Genomic DNA, 16,046 nt, shown 5'->3' with positions numbered 1-16,046 from the left:
GGTCACGCCGCCTTCACGAACGAGCAGAACGGACTGACGCAAGCGGCCACCTGGCTCAGCGAGCGGCGCGCGTCGCACTGGTCGCACCAGGCCGACTTGTCGCCTGTCTGCGCCCCCGACGGCACTGCGGCCGCAGCGGGTGCCGCCACCGGCACCGCCTCGCCGAGCGCGCGCTTCACTGCGTGGCGCTTCGCCTTGAGGTCCGGCTGCCACAACTCGGTGACCACGCGCACCGCGGCACCCACGCGGCCCAGCATCTCATCGGCCGCGGCCTCGAGCAAAATATCCTCGCGCAAGGCCTTCTGCCCGCGCGAACCCAGCTTCGCGGTGAAGGCGGCGAACTTGCCCGCCTCGAAATCCTGCCGATCTCGGCACTCGCGCACGCAGACCGCCACCACGCCGGGGAACAGCGTGCCCGCGTACTGCAGCACCTCGCCCGCGAATGCCGTCGCCAGCGCCTGCAGTGCCTCGCCCGTGACCAGCGCCCCGTGCTTGCGCCAGGCACCCTCGATACCGCCGATGTTCGCCAGCATGCCCGGCTTCCAAACAGAGGCGTTCATGTGCGGTGCCAGCTCCAGCCCCGCCGTCGCGATCGCCGCCGCGATGGCGCAGGCCTCCGCATCCTCGCTGGCGACCGCGGCCTTGAACAGATCGAGCTTCGAAAGCGGGCGGCGTTGCTGGTTGAGGTGCACGAAGCTCGCCGCCTCGTCCTCGCGGCAGGCGTAATCGACGACGACGCAGGGCAGCTGGTGAATGTCGCCGCGCAGCTTCGCACCCTCGAGCCGGTGCTGTCCGTCGATCACCCACATCGATCCGTCGGCGCGGCGGCTGACGACGAGAGGCTGGCACAGGTCCCAGTTCCAGTGTTGCGCGATGCGCCGGATCAGCGCCTGGCTGTCTCCGCCCACCACGCTGCGCTGGTACCCGGCATCGACCTGCAGCTGGCCGACGAGCCCCCACTGCAGCGCCGGCAGGTGGCCGAGCGGCGGATTGAGCTTCAGGCGAGCTGTTGAACTGCGGGGCATCACGCCACCATCCTTTCCGGGTAGGCCGCGCCGATCGCCGCGAGCAGCGCCGCGCTGCCGCGCACCAGCATGTCTTCGAAATCGTAGCCGACGAGCTCGTCGGACTCCTGTTGAACGTCGCCGCGCTCGGCGGGCCGTGGCGCTTGCAAAGGCTCGTCCTCGAGGTGCAGCGCCTCGCGCGCGGCGTTCTCCGCCTCGAGCAGCAGGATCGCTTCTTCCTCGCGCCCCGGCCCGTCCGCCTGCGAACGCGCAAAGGCGAGCAGGGCGTCGGTCAGGCGGAGGAACCATTCGTCGCGCTCGCGAAAGGCCCGCGCCTGCCGCAGCGAGAACAGCATGGTCGAATTGTCGCGGTTGCCCATGACCTTGCCGAGCATGGACAGCGACAGGTGCTCCCAACGCGCCTGCAGCACCCAAGCCGCCGCCTGGCGCGCGCGCACTACTTCGCGGTCGCGGCCCCGTGCGAGGAACGTCTCGCGGTCCACCCGCACGATCGCCGCCGCGCGGTCGACCACCGCCAGCATCGCGCGCGATGGCTCCCATCGATCAAGACTCTGCGGCACGGTCATTCTCGCTGGCCTGGGGTGTCTCGGGTGCTCTTCCCCCGGCCCCGCCCCGCGGCGAGCACGGTAACGAGGCGAGGCGCATTGCGGCCCCGGCCCTCGACGCGGATCGCGCCATCGACCTCGAGCAGGTGCATCAGGTAGCTCGCGCGGCTGCGCCCGCGGTGCGAGCCGCCGAGGTCGAGCGCGCGCGCCAGCCCGGTGTTCGAGGGGCATTCGCGCCCGCGCACCGCGCAGTCGCGCAGCAGTGCCAGCAGCGCATCGCGCTCGCGCCGGGTGGCCGAGGTCATCTCGCGCGGAGCAGCCCCGGCCACGGCGGGCACGGCCCCGCGCCGCTGGGCGATGAACTGGAACTGCCGCGGGTTCGCCGGGTCGCGGCGGCTGACCGGGTCGACCAGCCCCTCGCGCACCCAACGCTGCACGAGCTGGACCCCCGCCGCCGCGCGCGGCAACACCACGCCCGTGGCGTAGACCACCTGCCCGCCCGGCGCCGCATCCGCCATCCACGCCTCGAGCTCCGCCACCGGCGCGGCGAGCGAAAGCGCGAGCGAAAAGGTCTCGGTGGTGCTGGCGGCGGGCGCGGCCATCAGTTGCGCACCAACCCGGCGAACGGAGCCGTTTGCCCCTCGTCCGACTCGAAAGTGACGTGCACCGTGTCGTCGGCGATTCGCTTCAGGCTGATCGCGATCGAAAGCTGCAGCGCGAGGCCGAGCGCGAGATCCTCGCGCAGGTACGCCTCGCGCGCGGCGGGCTCGATCGCGCCCTCGGCTATGGGACAGCGGCCGTCAGCCATGGCTGGCCTCGCCGTCGCGAGCGGCCACGCGCACCACGTCCCCGCTCGCGAGGTGCCGCAGCCGAGCCAGCGCGGCCTGCGCCTCGTCGATCTCGGCGACCAGCGCGGCGCGCTCGTGCGACTCGAGCCTGCCGTCGGCCAGCGCATCGCGCAGCCGCTGCGAGACGTCGCCGAACTCCGCCGCCGCCTCGACGAAGGCACCGGACAGCGCATCCTCGCCGGCGTCGGCATCGGGCAGCACGATGACCACCGCACCGAGCTCCGCCGCCAAGGCCGAGAGGATTGGCAGGCCGCCGCCGGAGATCAGGCAGGCCTCGTCGAGTGCGAAGGCGCAGTCGGCGGGCGGGAAGATCGCGGCATTGCGGTTGTTCCAGTCCCCCGCCACCGAGCGGCTGCGTCCAGCGGTCGCACCCGCCCCGTCGACGCCGCCGCACAGCTGCACGGCTGCGCGCACCGCGCGCTTGATCCGCACCAGCGCGGGCGAGAGCGCAGAGGGAAGTCCAGGCCCGCTCACGCCGCCCGCTCCGCCCGCGCGAGGCCGGACAGATCGACCGCCTGTCCGGTTGCCGCCGACAGCGCCGCGCCGCTAACCCCGACACGATGAGCGAGTTCGCACGCCACCTCGGGCACCAGCCCCTCGGGCCAGTTGGCCGGGTCGTGGAGGAAACGGGCGAAGCGCTCGACTCGGCCCACGCCCGGATCGCTGCCTGCCGCCAGGTCGCGAAAGAAACGGTTATTGCCGCCCGTTACCCGCAGCGAGAGCTGGGCCAGGGTCGTCATGTTGGCCTGCGCCCATGTATCGGCGCAGGCATTGAGCAGATCGAGCAGGGGACGTTCGGATGTCATGGCTCAAGAAAATGACGGATATATCCGCCACCTGTCAAGCGGATATTTCCTCCATTACTACGAGCGGAAATTTCCGCCATCATGTCCCGATGGCAAACTCATCCGATATTTTGCGCGACCGCCTGCGTGAAACCTTGCTCGACAGGGGAATGAGCCCGCGCCAGCTCAGCCTGGCGATCGGCGCCAACCACTCGTACATCTCGCAGATCCTCAACGGCAAGGGCGGGATGCCCGCTTCCAGTCGCCTCACCGCGATCGCCCGCGAACTGGGCGTCAGCGCCGACTGGCTGGGCGGCCTCGTCGGCAACCCGGAACCCGTGGGCAGCGAAGTCGCCATCCACGATGCACCGGTCGACTGGACCCGTCCGGACCGCGCCGATCCGGGTATCCCGCTCGTCGGCACGGGCGATTGCGCCGACCTCGAGGTGACCGGCGAGGATGGCGAGACCGTGCTGATCGAGCGCTCCAGCTTCGACCCCGACTATCACCAGCGATACCTGGCGCGGCCGCCAGCGCTGCGCGGTGCAGTAGATCTCTACGCCATCACCTTCGTCGGCGACAGCATGTCACCCCGCTTCGAGCCGGGCGAGATCGGCATCGTGGATCCCCGCGCCCACATCGCAGCGGGGAACGATGTCGTCGTCCAGCTGCGCGACGGCGCGAGCGAGGACGTAGGCGGCGTTCTGGTCAAGCGCCTGGTGCGGCGCACCGCGACCGAGGTGGTGCTGCAGCAGTTCAACCCGCCGCAAACCTTCGTCATCTCCATGCGCCAGGTAAAGCGCATCCACCGCATCCGCCCGCAAACGGACTTGCTGTTCTGACCCTCGTCACTCCAGGCCGAATTGCGCCTTGTTCACTAGCTCATCGTTCTGGAACATTGCATTCGCGTTAGCACCGAAGCCGCCTTCTCCGTCCCACTGGTACATCCGCGTGTTGTAGCCGGCGATATCGCTTTCGGACATAAGCTCGCCCGGGCCGCCAATTATAGCCACTGCTTCGCTGTAGGACATGCCTGAGCGCAATGAAGCGAATTCCGCCGCCGACATTTCCGGCGAATTGACGGGTTCGGGCGGAGCGACCGGTTCGGCGGGCTGCGGATTTTCAGCGACATCCTCGTCAGGCGGCGAAGCCTGATCGGCCGCATTCCCATCAGCAATTTGCGTTCGCTGCTCAGCGCTCGGTCCAACGATAGCGACAAGCACCGCAAGCCCGACGAGGACGCCGCCCGCAACCAAGCCCCAGAACAGGCAACCCCGCTTCTTCGCCGGTGCGACAGCTGCCCCGCCCATCGTGGCCACACCCGCGCCATCGCGAGCGACCGCGTCGACGACGACCGTGTCGCCATCGACCGAGGCGACGGTTGCATCGAACGGCTGCTGCCGGTCGTGCATATCGTCGACCATCGGGTGGACCGCGGGCAGGTAGCCGAGCCGGCGGTCCTGCGCATCGATGACGGCGATGCTGCGCGGGTCGTCCGGGTGATCCTTGAGATGCCGGAACCTGACCCGGTCCCCTTGTCGCAAATCGGCCAGCGCCTGCGCGTCGAACCCGCGCGACACGAGTTCGACCCTGTATTCCTGCCCCATGGAACCCCTTTCAATTCATCGGCCTGCAGGCTGCCTCGGTTTACGGTCACGCGCAAGTAAAGGATATTTCCGCCATTCGCGCTTGACAGCGGATATTTCCGTCATCTATTTCCGCCACACGCCAGCGGAGATTTCCCATGCTCGCATCCCCCGCCCCGTTTCCTCACGCCGGATCTATCGCCTACCGCCTGCACACGGCGGAGCCGGTGCGTATCCAGCGCGAGCATCCCGACGGCACCGTTCTTGTCGAGAGGCGACGGCGGCTGCCCGGCGGAGCCACCGCCCCCCTCCCCGGTGCCTCCGCCAACCTGACCATGCCGCGCGCCGAGCTCTTCGAGACCCCCGACGCCGCCGCCCACGGCGGCGTCGGTAAGGCCCGCCAGTCCCGCCGCCGCCGCGCTGCCGGAGGCCAGGGATGATCGCCGACATCGCCCTTGCCCAGTTCCGCCTGCGACGCTCTGCCGCGCAGGCCCGCCGTGACAACGCCATCTGGGCGCGCGAGGAGGCTGAGTGCCGCCTGCGCCCCTGGGCTGCCGCCGCGCTCGTCTGCGGCGCGGATCCGGCGGCCATCCACTCCGATCTGGCCATCACGCTCGAAGACTACCGCCGCGCCGGTACCGGCGATGCCGTCGCGCGCCAACTGACCGCGATGGACCTGTGCGATCCCGAAACCATGCTCGCCGCCGTGGCACACGCGCGCGACGCCTCGGTAGGCGCCCGGCTCGAAGGCTGTGCCGACCTCGCGATCCTCGCCTGCCACCTCGGCTGCCGGCCCTTCGTGCCCGCCGATCTGCAGATCGAGGCGAAGGCGGCCGCATGACCCGCCTCCTGCGCCTCTGGCTGGGCGTTCTCGCCGCCTACCCTGCCGAGGACCTCCGCCGCGATGCCCAAACCGCCGCAATCGCGGTCCTCTGCCTCCTGCTGCTGAGCAACGCCCTCGTGCTCGGTTCGGAGCACCTGCAATGACCCGCCTCTCCCCTGCAGAGGCCGAGCGCCGCCTCGCCCGCATCGCCCAGTGGATGGAGCCGCGCGCCTTCGCCCGCCTTGCCGCCGCCTACCGCGCGAGGCCATGACCGCCCTCCCGCCCTCCGATGCGATTGAGTTCGCCCGCGCCCTTGCGCGCGCGCACGTGGCGAGGGACATTGCCGCCGCCCGCGCGGATTCGCGGGCTCCCGTGCGCGAGGCCGACCATGCGAACCCTGATCTACGCCCGCTATAGCTCGGCCATCCAGAACCCGCGCTCGATCGCGGACCAGTTCGCCGCCTGCCGCGCCCGTGCCGAGGCCGAGGGCTGGGAGATCGTCGCGGAATTCTCCGACGCCGCCATCAGCGGTGCCGCCGGCATCGAGGACGTGCAGCGCCCCGGCCTTGCCGCCCTGCTCGACCGGATCGATCGCCACGACATCGACCAGGTTCTGACCGAATCGACCGACCGCATCGCCCGCCACCAGGGCGACGCCTTCGCCGTGCGCGAACGCATCGAGTTTGCCGGTGCGCGCCTCTTCACCCTCATGGACGGCGTGGTCGACGACATCACCGGCACCATCAAGGGCCTGTTCGACGCACGCACCCGCAAGGACCTGGCGAGCCGCGTGCGCCGCGGCCACCGGGGCAACATCGCCCAGGGCAAGGCCACCGGCGGCATCGCCTACGGCTACCGCAAGGTCGCCCGGTTCGACGACAAGGGCGAGGCCATCCGCGGCCTGCGCGAAATTGACGAGGACAAGGCCGAGATCGTGCGTCGGATCTTCCGAGAGTATGCCGCGGGCCGCTCGCCGATCGCCATCGCCATGGACCTGAACGCGGAAGGCGTGGCCGCTCCGCGCGGCGCGATCTGGCGTCCCTCGACCATCATCGGCCACCACAACGCCGGCTTCGCGATCCTCGCCAACCCGGTCTACATCGGCCGGCTCGTCTACGGCCGCTCGAAGCAGGTGACGGACCCGCGCACCCGTCAGCGGCGAATGGCGCCGGGCGACGGCGAGTTGCACACCGGCGAGGCGCCGCATCTCAGGATCGTCGACGACACGCTATGGCACGCGGTGCAGGCGCAGCTGCAGGCGCGCAGCAGCCACGCGAAGGGCGCGAGCCGGCCCGAACGCCAGCGGCGGCCGAAGCACCTGCTCTCGGGCCTCGGCGAGTGCGGCGTGTGCGGGTCGAAATTCATCATGCGCGGCGGCGGCTATTTCGGCTGCAGCCGCTTCGTCGACGCCAAGGCTTGCAGCAACGATCGCACGATACAAAAGGACAGGTACGAGGCGGCCGTGCTCGCGCAACTGCGCGGCCTCATGCTCGCGCCCGAGGCGGTCGAGGCCTATCTCGAAGAGTACCGAGTCGAAGCCGCCAGGCGGGCCCGCGAGGCCGCCGGCGAACGCGGCCGCCTCGAACGCCGCCGCGCCGAGGCCGCGCGCAAGGTCGAGCGCCTCGTCGACGCGGTGGCCGCCGGCGGCAGCGCCTTCGCCGAGATCCGCACCGCGCTCGCCACGGCAAAGACCGACCAGGCCGAAGCCGAGCGCGCGCTGGCAGCCGCCGAGGCGGTCCCTACCATCGCCCTCCACCCCGGTCTCGCCAGGCAATACCGCGAAGCCATCGCCAACCTCGCCGACGAACTCGCCGACGAAACCACCCGCCGCGAGGCCGCCCCGAAACTGCGCAAGCTGATCGCCCGCATCGTCGTGTCACCCAGCGAGGAACAGCGCGGCGTCACCATCGAAGTCCTGCGCCACCTCGACGAAATCGTCACCCTCGCCACCCGCCGCACCGCCTGACGCCGCGTTTGCGGTAACGGGCAAGTCGGTTCCGCAAATTCCTCGAGATAGTGGCTGCCGATCCAACGAGACTTGCGATGCGGTTGCGGCAAGACCGGGAGCTGGACGAAGGCATAATCGTCCATCGCTCCATCCACCAGGGAGAGAGCAGCCGAATCAACCATGTCTTCCGCATCGTGGATCATGACAAGGCGAAAAGGTTCACCGGACTCCTTCTCTACGGCGACAATCGTGCGGTAGATGGCATTAAGACAATCCGCTTTGGTTGTGGGACCGTCGACATCATCCACGACGATCCTGAGCCGAGCGTCGTTCGCTCCAGCCTTTTTCACGGCGTCGATCGTGGCCTGATCGTTGCGATAGCATCCAACGAACAGGCGCAAATCTTCTTGCGGCCACACCTCGAGCGCGTGTCTCACCGTGTGGCCGATAACATTTGCTTCGTCCCAAGCGGCTATGATGACAGCGGCGCGGCCTCGCAGTGGTCGTTTCGAGACTTCTTCACGGTCGATTGTCGCCGTCCTCCCTTTGCCGGCAAAACGAAAGCCAATCCATGCAAGGTCGATTGCGAATTCGTCGAGCGCTCCCAGCAACAGAAAAATTCCCGCAAAGAGCAGCAATTCGTACTCCGCGTTCGCAAACCAAGTGGTGAATGCGTCACCCATGCGTAGACAGACCCGATCTCGTACGAAAATTGCGACACCTGACGCGCTGTAGGACCGTTTCCCGTTTCAGAATAGAGACTTAAATCGTCGCCCGTCTCGTTGCTCCGCGCGGGACCGGCCCGGTCGTTAGGGCTAGGCTTGCAAAGCAGGAACAATTCAGGAATTGGCTCTTGCACATGACCCAGACCAGCTTCCTCGCCCGCGCCCAGCGCAATTTCGCCGCGCTGTTCCGCGCCGATTCCTTCCAGGGCATCCTGCTGATCGCAGTGGCGATCGTCGCCATGATCATCGCCAATTCGGGGGTCAGCGACAGCTACTACCAGCTGTTCCACGGCTACCTGTGGTCGAAGGACACCTTCTACCTCAACACCCTGCACCTGTGGATCAACGACGGGCTGATGGTCATCTTCTTCTTCGTCGTCGGGCTGGAGGTGAAGCGCGAGGTCGTGTGCGGCAACCTCGCCGATCCGCAGGCGCGCAACCTGCCGGTCTTCGCCGCCGTCGCGGGCATGGCGGCGCCGGCTGCGGTCTACATGCTGGTGGCGGGCGGAGAGCCGGGCCTCGCGCGCGGCTGGGCCATCCCGGCGGCGACCGACATCGCTTTTGCCATGGGCGTGGTGGGCCTGCTCGGCACCCGCGTGCCCGCGGCGCTGCGACTGTTCCTGCTGACCGTCGCCATCGTCGACGATATCGGCGCGGTCGCAGTTATCGCCATCTTCTACACCGCCGACCTCGACCTCGCCTACCTGATCGGCGCACTGGTCGTGCTGGGCGTGATGATCGCCATGAACAAGGCCAAGGTCTCGTCCATGTTGCCCTTCATCGCGCTGACCGTGGTGCTGTGGTACCTGGTGCTGTCCTCCGGCATCCATGCGACCATCGCCGGCGTGCTCGCCGCGCTGACCATCCCCATGCATTCGAAGAACGGCGAGGAGCCCATGCTCGAGCGCATGGAACACGCGCTGGTGCCGTGGAACGCCTATATCGTGGTGCCGATCTTCGGCTTCGCCAACGCCGGCGTCAGCCTGACCGGGCTCGGCCTCGATGCGCTGCTCGATCCGCTGCCGCTGGCTGTGGCCGCGGGCCTCGTGTTCGGCAAGCAGGCGGGTATCTTCGCCTGCGTGTATTCGGTGGTGAAGATGGGCCTCGTGCCCAAGCCCGCGAATAGCAGCTGGCCGGAAATCTGGGGCGTCTCGATCCTGTGCGGCATCGGCTTCACGATGAGCCTGTTCATCGGCGAGCTCGCCTTCCCCGGCGCGGGCGAACAGGCGCAGATGCTGCGCGACGAGGCCAAGATCGGCATCCTGTGCGGATCGCTGGTCAGCGCGCTGCTCGGCTATTTCGTGTTGCGGATGACCAGCCGCCACGATGCGGAAAAGGACAATCCGAACAGCCCGGTCGTGTGACCGGGCTGCGCGGGGCTATCAGGCCTTCGCGACCGGCGCGTCCTCGCCCAGATCCTCGTACCAGGCTTCGACCGGGCCAGTGAGTTTGATCGTCAGCGGGCGACCCTTGCGGTCCACCGTCTTGCCGGCCTGCACGCGCACCCAGCCGCCGGAGATCGAATATTCCTCGATGTCCTTGCGCTCCCGGCCCTTGAACCGGATCGCGACGCCGCGCTGCAGCTTGTCGGCATCGAAATGCTCGCTGGCGGGGTCGATCGAGAGGTGATCGGGCGGGGTGTCGGTGGTTTTGTCGTCGCTCATGGCAAGCGCCCCTAGACGAGATCGCACACAAATCAATCCGGCGGCAGCATCGTCTGCGGCGCGGGATCGATGGACGGCATCTCGTCGGGCGCCTCGGGCATGTCGACATCGCCCTGGTCCGGCTGGGTTTCGGGCGGAGCGGCGGGCGTATCGACGTCGCCGCCCTCGTCCGGCTGCACCTCGGGCGGGGTATCGCCGGGATGGTCGGTGTCGCCGCCGGGGATGGGATCGGAGTCGGGATCAGGCGTGGTGGCGGTCATGGTCTTGCTCCTCGGTTTGTCGTGCCAATCGAACGTCCCCGCACGCCCTCGCGTTCCCCCGGTCCGGCCCGCCGAAGCTGCGCCTTGCCCTTTGCCCGCCGCGCCTCTAAGGGCGGCGTTTCGTGCGCAGGCGGACCCCCGCCTGCACCACTCGTCGGCTCGCGGGCGTGGCGGAACTGGTAGACGCGCTGGTTTTAGGTACCAGTATCGCAAGATGTGGGGGTTCGAGTCCCTTCGCCCGCACCAGTTTCGCCCTGCGCAGAGCGGATATCGGCGAGCGCGCAACCGATTTTGGAATGAAGGCAGACCATGCAGATCGTCGAAACCACCAATGAAGGCCTCAAGCGCGGCTATACGCTGACCATCCCCGCCAAGGATATCGATGCCAGGATCGATGCCGAGGTGAAGAAGGTCGCGCCGCAGGTGCGCATGCCCGGCTTCCGTCCCGGCAAGGTGCCCGCCAACCTCGTGCGCAAGATGCACGGCGAGGCGTTGCACGCCGACGTGCTGAACAATGCCGTGCGCGAATCGGTGAACGACCTGCTCAAGGACAAGAAGCTGCGCCCCGCCCTCCAGCCCAAGGTCGAGATGATCGACGGCTACGAGCAGGGCAAGGACGCCGAGCTGACTGTCGAGGTCGAGGTGCTGCCCGAGATCGAGGCGCCCTCCATCGAAGGGCTGACGCTGGAAAAGCTGACTGTGCCCGTGAGTGACGAGCAGCTCGACGAGGCGCTTGGCCGCATCGCCGAGGGCCAGAAGAGCTACAAGGATGCTCCGAAGTCGAAGAAGGCCGCCGACGGCGACCAGCTCATCATCGACTTCACCGGCAAGCTCGACGGCGAGGAATTCGAGGGCGGCAAGGCCACCGAGGCGCCGCTGGTGATCGGTTCGGGCCAGTTCATCCCCGGCTTCGAGGAGCAGCTGGTCGGCATGAAGACCGGCGAGGACAAGACCATCACGGTCAAGTTCCCCGACGATTACCCGGCCGAGAACCTGAAGGGCAAGGAAGCCCAGTTCGACATCCACGTGCACCAGGTGAAAGTCGAGGGTGAGACCAAGATCGACGACGACTTCGCCAAGTCGCTCGGCCTCGAGGGCATCGACAAGCTGAAGGACCTGCTGCGCGGCCAGCTGGAGCAGGAAAGCGCCGGCCTCACCCGCACACAGATGAAGCGTCAGCTGCTCGACAAGCTGGCCGCCGACCACGATTTCGACGTCCCGCCAACGATGGTCGAGGCCGAGTTCCAGCAGATCTGGCAGCAGCTGTCGCAGGAAGTCGCCCGCGAGGACGATCCGGCCAAGGCGATGGAAGAGCTGGAAGCCGAGCGCGACGATTACAAGCGCATCGCCGAGCGCCGCGTGCGCCTGGGCCTGCTGCTGTCCGAGATCGGCCAGGCCAACGGGGTCGAGGTGTCGCAGCAGGAGATGCAGATGCTCCTGCAGCAGGCGGCGCAGCAGTATCGCCCCGAGGACCGTGAGCGGTTCGTCGAGTATGTCCGTTCCGAGCCGATGGCGCAGGCACAGCTGCGCGCGCCCCTGTACGAGGACAAGGTCGTCGATTTCCTATTCGACAAGGCCGAGGTGACGACACGCGAAGTGACGCGCGAAGAGCTCGAAGCCGCGATCGAGGCCGAGGAAAGCGCGCCTGCTCCGGCAGCGAAGAAGGCCCCGGCAAAGAAGAAGGCGCCTGCAAAGGCTTCGGCCAAGAAGGCTGACGACAAGGCTGACGACAAGGCCGAGGACAAGACGCCCGCCGCCAAGAAGCCCGCAAAGAAGGCCGAGCCCGCCGAAAAGGCTGCTCCGGCCAAGAAGGCCGCGCCCGCGAAGAAGGCGGCCGACAAGCCCGCCGCCGAGAAGAAGGCTCCGGCCAAGAAGCCCGCGGCCAAGAAGGCACCTGCCAAGAAGTAAGCTGCCTACGCAGCGACACGAAAGGCTCGCCCGGTATCAGCGCCGGGCGGGCCTTTTCGTTTGTGCGAGCATGGTCAGAAGTCGCCGGCGATCCGCAGCTGGACGCGCGGGCCGCTGAAACGGCGGCGTTCCTCGGTGAACAGCAGCGGCGCACTGCCACGCTGGCCGGCGAAGACCTCGCGGATCAGCACGTTGGGCTCGTCGGCGAGGTTGCTCACCGTCAGCCGCACGGTCGCGCCCAGCACGTCCTTGTGCTCGGCGAAGGCGGTCACCTCGGTCGTCTCGCGGTAACTGAAGAAGGTCTCGGTCACCCGGTAGTTGAGTGCCCGTGAGCGGTCGCGGAAGGCGCCGCCCCAGGCCCAGTCGGTGCCGGGCACGTCGTGCCGCAGGTTCAGCTCCACCTCAAAGGGGTCGAGCCCGTCGAACCGGCGCGCGAGCCCGGTGACCGGATCGTCGAGCCGCGAGTCCTCCCACGCGATTCTCCCATCCAGCCGCGCTCCGCGCCAGCCGAGCGGCTCCATCTGCAAGGTGCCCGTGAGCGCCGCGCCGTAGCGCCGCGCGCCGGACACGTTGCCCTGCGCCGCGCCGCCGCCCTCCACGGGCACGATCAGCACCAGGTCCTCGATGCGCTGGTCGAACAAGGTGAGCGTGGCCGAACCCAGCGCGCCGAATTCGCGCCGCGCCTCCAGTTTGGTCTCCCAGCTCTGCTGCGGGCGCAGGGAATTGTTGCCGGCATTCTCGCGGTCGTCATTGAGGCTGACGCTGGCAAGGAAATCGCCGAAGGAGAGCTGGCCCACGCGCCGCGCGATCTCCAGCGACAGGTCGAGACCCTCCGCCGCCGCCCAGGCAAGGATCAGGCTGCCCTTGGGCCGCACGAAGGTCCGCGAGAGAGCGTTGCTGCCGGTTTGCGCGATGGTCGAATACTCGGCCCCCGCCACGGCCTGGACCGAGACCGTTGGCAGCAGGGCGAAGCCGACGCTGGCAAGACCCTCGTAGCGATCCTCGCGCACGCCGCCGTCTGCTCCGGGAAAGGGCACCGCTACGTAGTCCTTCGCCACCGGGTCGTAGGCGAACAGGTCGCCGGTCTGGTCGAGCCGGTTGAACGCCGCCTCGGCGGAGAGCTGCCAGTCGGCGCCCCACAGGCCGAAGGTGTATTCGCCGCGCCCGATGCGCTCGCCGATGTCCGCGACACGCCGGAAGCGCGAGCCGCGCGGGGTTCGCGCGCCTTCCGCGATCAGCGAGGTATCGGTCCGGTCCTTGTGCTCGAAGCTTTCGAGCGCGATCAGCTTCATCTGCCCGCCGCCCAGCGGAAAGGTCACATCGCCGCCGATCTCGTAAAACCATTCGTCGCTGACCGCATCGACGCTCTCGTCGAAGGATGGCAGCGGATTGCCGCCCACACGCACCTCGCCCTCGCGCGAGCGGTAGCGCTCGATGCCGCCCGTAAGGTTCACGGTGGCGGCCACGCCGGGCGCGGGCTTGAAGGCGAAGTTGCCGCTCAGCGTCGGACGGCGGAAGCGGTCGAAGGCCGTGTTCTCGCGTGTGTCGACCACGCCAAAGGCATCCGTGAAAATCGCCGGGCCGCGCTGGCCGCGTGCGAACTCGCTCATCCGCAGCGCGAGCGTGTAGTCGATGCCCAGCATGGCCCCGGTAAGTGAGGCCTCTCCCTCGAGCGGCGTCACGCGTCCCTCGCCGAGCGACACGCTGGGGCGCCACTCGAACTGGCCCGCCACGCTGCTGCTTTCGGCGATGATGTTGGCGACGCGGCCGGACAGGCCCGGAATGTCGAGCGTCGCGCCGTCCACCACCTCGATGCGCAGCACGTTGTCCGCCGGGATGCGGGCGAGCTGGTCGGCGGTGCTGGTGGACTTGCTCGAGACACGCTCGCCGTTGATCAGCAGGTTTTCCTGCGCCTGCCCGAAGCCGCGGCCACCCCCGCCGCCTCCACCGCCCCCGCCGCGGTTGACGGCAAAGCCGGGGATGCGGTTGATCATGTCGAGCGCGTTGCGCGGAGCGTAGCGGGCGAAGTCGGCGGGGGTGTAGACCTCGCGCGCCTCGACGGCCTCCTCGGCGGGCGCGACGATCTCGGTGTCCTGCGGCGGCGGCGCGTCGCCGGTCGTGGCGGCATCCTGCGCCAGCGCCGGCCCGCCGATAGCGACAAGCGCGGCTGCCATGGGCAGCGACGAGGCTCGCGGCCGCGAGAGGAAAACGTTGCGCTTCATTGATTTGGTCCGCGCCCGCTAGCCCAAGGGCAGGCGGGCGGCAAGGACGGTCAACGGGTCAGGGCTGCACCTCGCCGACAGGCTGCCAAGGCGCGAACAGCGGTTCGCGGAGTGGCACGCTGCGCGCCCGTTCATAGGCGGCGCCCGCGCGCAGCACGGCGTGGTCGCTCCACTTGCCGGCGATGAAGGAGAGGCCGACGGGCAGGCCCTCGATCGCCCCCATGGGCACGGTCAGGTGCGGGTATCCGGCGATTGCGGCGAGGCTGCCGATGCCGATGCCGATGCCGCCGCGAAAGTTGTCGCCGTTGACGAGATCGATCGACCATGCCGGCCCGCGCGTCGGCGCGATGAGCACGTCGACGTCGTTCTCGGCCAGCAGCCGGTCGATACCTTCCGGCCCGGCGAGGCGGAAGCTGTTGGCGCGCGCCGCCTCGTAGGCCGCGCGGTTGGTCGCCTCCAGCGCGGCGGTGAAGATGTCCTGTCCGAACCAGCGCATTTCGCTCAGCGCATGGACGGCGTTGAAGTCGATCACGTCCTGCAGGGATCGCACCGGGATGTCGGCGGGCGAGGCGGCGAGATAGGCGTCAAGACCCTCGCGGAACTCGTAGAGCAGCACCGTGTATTCGTCCGCGCCCATTTGCGGGTCGCCCTCGTAGGTCACGTCGACCATCACCGCGCCCGCGCGCCTGAGGTCGTCGAGCGCCTGCTCGTAAAGCTGGCCGAGCGGCTCGAACCCGCCGTCGCGCCCGCGCAGCACGCCCACGCGCACGCCCGCAAGCGAGGCGGTATCGAGCCCGGCGGTGAAATCGTAGGCGAGGTCGCCCTCACCCATTTCGCCGTAGTCCGGCCCGGCAATGGCCGACAGCAGCATTGCGGCATCGATGACGCTGCGCGCCATCGGCCCGGCGGTGTCCTGGCTGGCGCTGATGGGCACGATCAGCTCGCCGCTGACGAGGCCCGTGCTCGGTTTGAAGCCGACCACACCGTTCATGCTGGCGGGACAGGTGATGGAGCCGTCGGTCTCGGTGCCGATGGCCGCCCAGGCCAGCCCCGCCGCCACCGCCGCGCCGCTGCCCGAGGACGAGCCGCAAGCGCTGCGGTCGGTGGCGTGCGGGTTGCGGGTGATGCCGCCCACGGCGCTCCACCCGCTCGAACTGTCGGAGCTGCGGAAGTTGGCCCACTCGGAAAGGTTGGTCTTGCCCAGCACCACACCGCCATTGGCGCGCAGGCGCTGGATCAGCGGAGCGTCGCGGCCCGTGGCATTATTTTCCAGCGCCAGCGAACCGGCGGTGGTCGGCCACTCGTGGGTCTCGATGTTGTCCTTCACCAGTACCGTGCGCCCGGCGAGCCGACTGCCACCGTTCACGATGGTCGCCGCCTCGGCCGCGTCCGGATCGTGGACGACGACCGCGTTCAGCTGCGGCCCCGCATCGTCGAGCGCCGCGATGCGCTCGAGATAGACCCTTGCCTCGGCTGCCGGATCGAAGGGCAGCGGGTCCGCGCGCTCGGCGATCGGCGGTGTGGCCACGGTTTGCGCGGCAGCCATCGCGGGAAAGGACAGAGCGAGAAGCGCGGCGAGCGCGGCTGTGGAGGAGCGTCCCATGGCCCGCCTTGTGCGGCCCGCGCGCCGGTCTGGCAAGCCGCGCCGGCTCGGCTCCCCGGGTTTTGAAGCCCCCCTCTTGAACTTGCGCGCAGGCGAGGCGACAT

General features: G+C 68.7%; 18 protein-coding genes, 1 tRNA gene and 1 pseudogene. 8 read left to right on the top strand and 12 right to left on the bottom strand.

The genetic code is table 11. From position 1 onward, the window contains the following. Window positions 1-2: 2 nt before the first annotated feature. Genes AAW00_RS14360 through AAW00_RS13480 form a run of 6 tightly spaced genes read right to left on the bottom strand, consistent with a single transcriptional unit; the run spans window position 3 to window position 3,224 of the window. On the bottom strand, window positions 3-1,025 hold the full coding sequence (locus AAW00_RS14360) for a DUF6551 family protein (protein ID WP_052761956.1): 1,023 nt from the start codon (window positions 1,023-1,025) through the stop codon (window positions 3-5). Further along, entirely contained in the window at window positions 1,025-1,591 is a 567-nt protein-coding gene (locus AAW00_RS13500) for a helix-turn-helix domain-containing protein (protein WP_162199440.1), read from the bottom strand. Before AAW00_RS13500 ends, AAW00_RS14360 begins: the two co-directional genes overlap by 1 nt. Beyond that, the gene (locus AAW00_RS15190; RefSeq protein WP_047004955.1) at window positions 1,588-2,172 is read right to left on the bottom strand and encodes a hypothetical protein; all 585 of its coding nucleotides are present in this window, start codon (window positions 2,170-2,172) and stop codon (window positions 1,588-1,590) included. Before AAW00_RS15190 ends, AAW00_RS13500 begins: the two co-directional genes overlap by 4 nt. Then, window positions 2,172-2,378 (bottom strand): hypothetical protein, encoded by a 207-nt coding sequence (locus tag AAW00_RS13490; RefSeq protein ID WP_047004954.1) that lies wholly within the window; start codon window positions 2,376-2,378, stop codon window positions 2,172-2,174. Before AAW00_RS13490 ends, AAW00_RS15190 begins: the two co-directional genes overlap by 1 nt. Continuing rightward, window positions 2,371-2,892 carry a phage regulatory CII family protein gene (locus tag AAW00_RS13485; protein WP_156170084.1) on the bottom strand — a complete coding sequence of 174 codons (522 nt, stop codon included), beginning with the start codon at window positions 2,890-2,892 and terminating at the stop codon, window positions 2,371-2,373. Before AAW00_RS13485 ends, AAW00_RS13490 begins: the two co-directional genes overlap by 8 nt. Further along, window positions 2,889-3,224: a hypothetical protein gene (locus AAW00_RS13480; RefSeq protein WP_047004952.1), complete on the bottom strand. Its 336-nt coding sequence runs from the start codon at window positions 3,222-3,224 to the stop codon at window positions 2,889-2,891. Before AAW00_RS13480 ends, AAW00_RS13485 begins: the two co-directional genes overlap by 4 nt. Between AAW00_RS13480 and AAW00_RS14355 the strand changes: the two genes are divergently transcribed. Then, the gene (locus AAW00_RS14355; protein WP_082125094.1) at window positions 3,218-4,045 is read left to right on the top strand and encodes a helix-turn-helix domain-containing protein; all 828 of its coding nucleotides are present in this window, start codon (window positions 3,218-3,220) and stop codon (window positions 4,043-4,045) included. The two genes, AAW00_RS13480 and AAW00_RS14355, sit on opposite strands and share 7 nt — an antisense overlap. A gap of 6 nt (window positions 4,046-4,051) precedes the next feature. Here the strand turns inward: AAW00_RS14355 and AAW00_RS15335 are convergent, their stop codons facing one another. Further along, the gene (locus tag AAW00_RS15335; RefSeq protein WP_206539333.1) at window positions 4,052-4,810 is read right to left on the bottom strand and encodes a hypothetical protein; all 759 of its coding nucleotides are present in this window, start codon (window positions 4,808-4,810) and stop codon (window positions 4,052-4,054) included. Between the two features lie 137 nt (window positions 4,811-4,947). Between AAW00_RS15335 and AAW00_RS13465 the strand changes: the two genes are divergently transcribed. From AAW00_RS13465 to AAW00_RS13455, 4 genes are all read left to right on the top strand, one after another. Beyond that, window positions 4,948-5,229 carry a hypothetical protein gene (locus AAW00_RS13465; protein ID WP_047004951.1) on the top strand — a complete coding sequence of 94 codons (282 nt, stop codon included), beginning with the start codon at window positions 4,948-4,950 and terminating at the stop codon, window positions 5,227-5,229. Continuing rightward, window positions 5,226-5,630 carry a hypothetical protein gene (locus tag AAW00_RS13460; protein WP_047004950.1) on the top strand — a complete coding sequence of 135 codons (405 nt, stop codon included), beginning with the start codon at window positions 5,226-5,228 and terminating at the stop codon, window positions 5,628-5,630. Before AAW00_RS13465 ends, AAW00_RS13460 begins: the two co-directional genes overlap by 4 nt. Beyond that, the gene (locus tag AAW00_RS15090) at window positions 5,627-5,776 is read left to right on the top strand and encodes a hypothetical protein (RefSeq protein ID WP_156170083.1); all 150 of its coding nucleotides are present in this window, start codon (window positions 5,627-5,629) and stop codon (window positions 5,774-5,776) included. The genes AAW00_RS13460 and AAW00_RS15090 overlap by 4 nt, the downstream gene beginning before the upstream one ends. A 224-nt stretch (window positions 5,777-6,000) precedes the next feature. Beyond that, window positions 6,001-7,578 carry a recombinase family protein gene (locus tag AAW00_RS13455; RefSeq protein WP_047004949.1) on the top strand — a complete coding sequence of 526 codons (1,578 nt, stop codon included), beginning with the start codon at window positions 6,001-6,003 and terminating at the stop codon, window positions 7,576-7,578. Window positions 7,579-7,634: 56 nt separating this feature from the next. Here AAW00_RS13455 and AAW00_RS15555 read toward each other — a convergent pair. Further along, window positions 7,635-8,243, bottom strand: a pseudogene (locus AAW00_RS15555) (glycosyltransferase); the annotation flags it as partial. Window positions 8,244-8,419: 176 nt separating this feature from the next. On the opposite strand from AAW00_RS15555, the gene nhaA reads away from it, so the two are divergent. After that, window positions 8,420-9,649 carry a Na+/H+ antiporter NhaA gene (nhaA, locus tag AAW00_RS13445; protein WP_047004947.1) on the top strand — a complete coding sequence of 410 codons (1,230 nt, stop codon included), beginning with the start codon at window positions 8,420-8,422 and terminating at the stop codon, window positions 9,647-9,649. A gap of 18 nt (window positions 9,650-9,667) precedes the next feature. Here the strand turns inward: nhaA and AAW00_RS13440 are convergent, their stop codons facing one another. Then, the gene (locus AAW00_RS13440; RefSeq protein WP_047004946.1) at window positions 9,668-9,949 is read right to left on the bottom strand and encodes a DUF3297 family protein; all 282 of its coding nucleotides are present in this window, start codon (window positions 9,947-9,949) and stop codon (window positions 9,668-9,670) included. A gap of 32 nt (window positions 9,950-9,981) precedes the next feature. Further along, window positions 9,982-10,209 (bottom strand): hypothetical protein, encoded by a 228-nt coding sequence (locus tag AAW00_RS13435; protein WP_047004945.1) that lies wholly within the window; start codon window positions 10,207-10,209, stop codon window positions 9,982-9,984. Between the two features lie 161 nt (window positions 10,210-10,370). On the opposite strand from AAW00_RS13435, the gene AAW00_RS13430 reads away from it, so the two are divergent. Continuing rightward, a tRNA-Leu gene (locus AAW00_RS13430) sits at window positions 10,371-10,455 on the top strand. 63 nt (window positions 10,456-10,518) lie between these two features. After that, the gene (tig, locus tag AAW00_RS13425) at window positions 10,519-12,117 is read left to right on the top strand and encodes a trigger factor (protein ID WP_047004944.1); all 1,599 of its coding nucleotides are present in this window, start codon (window positions 10,519-10,521) and stop codon (window positions 12,115-12,117) included. Window positions 12,118-12,191: 74 nt separating this feature from the next. Here the strand turns inward: tig and AAW00_RS13420 are convergent, their stop codons facing one another. Both AAW00_RS13420 and AAW00_RS13415 read right to left on the bottom strand, forming a co-directional pair. Beyond that, window positions 12,192-14,291, bottom strand: a complete 2,100-nt coding sequence (locus tag AAW00_RS13420; RefSeq protein WP_047004943.1) for a TonB-dependent receptor plug domain-containing protein — start codon at window positions 14,289-14,291, stop codon at window positions 12,192-12,194. Window positions 14,292-14,397: 106 nt separating this feature from the next. Continuing rightward, the gene (locus AAW00_RS13415) at window positions 14,398-15,942 is read right to left on the bottom strand and encodes an amidase (RefSeq protein WP_047004942.1); all 1,545 of its coding nucleotides are present in this window, start codon (window positions 15,940-15,942) and stop codon (window positions 14,398-14,400) included. Between the last annotated feature and the right edge of the window lie 104 nt (window positions 15,943-16,046).

Source organism: Aurantiacibacter luteus, assembly GCF_001010945.1.
Lineage (GTDB): Bacteria > Pseudomonadota > Alphaproteobacteria > Sphingomonadales > Sphingomonadaceae > Alteraurantiacibacter > Alteraurantiacibacter luteus.
This window is presented reverse-complemented; position numbering and strand designations above follow the sequence as displayed.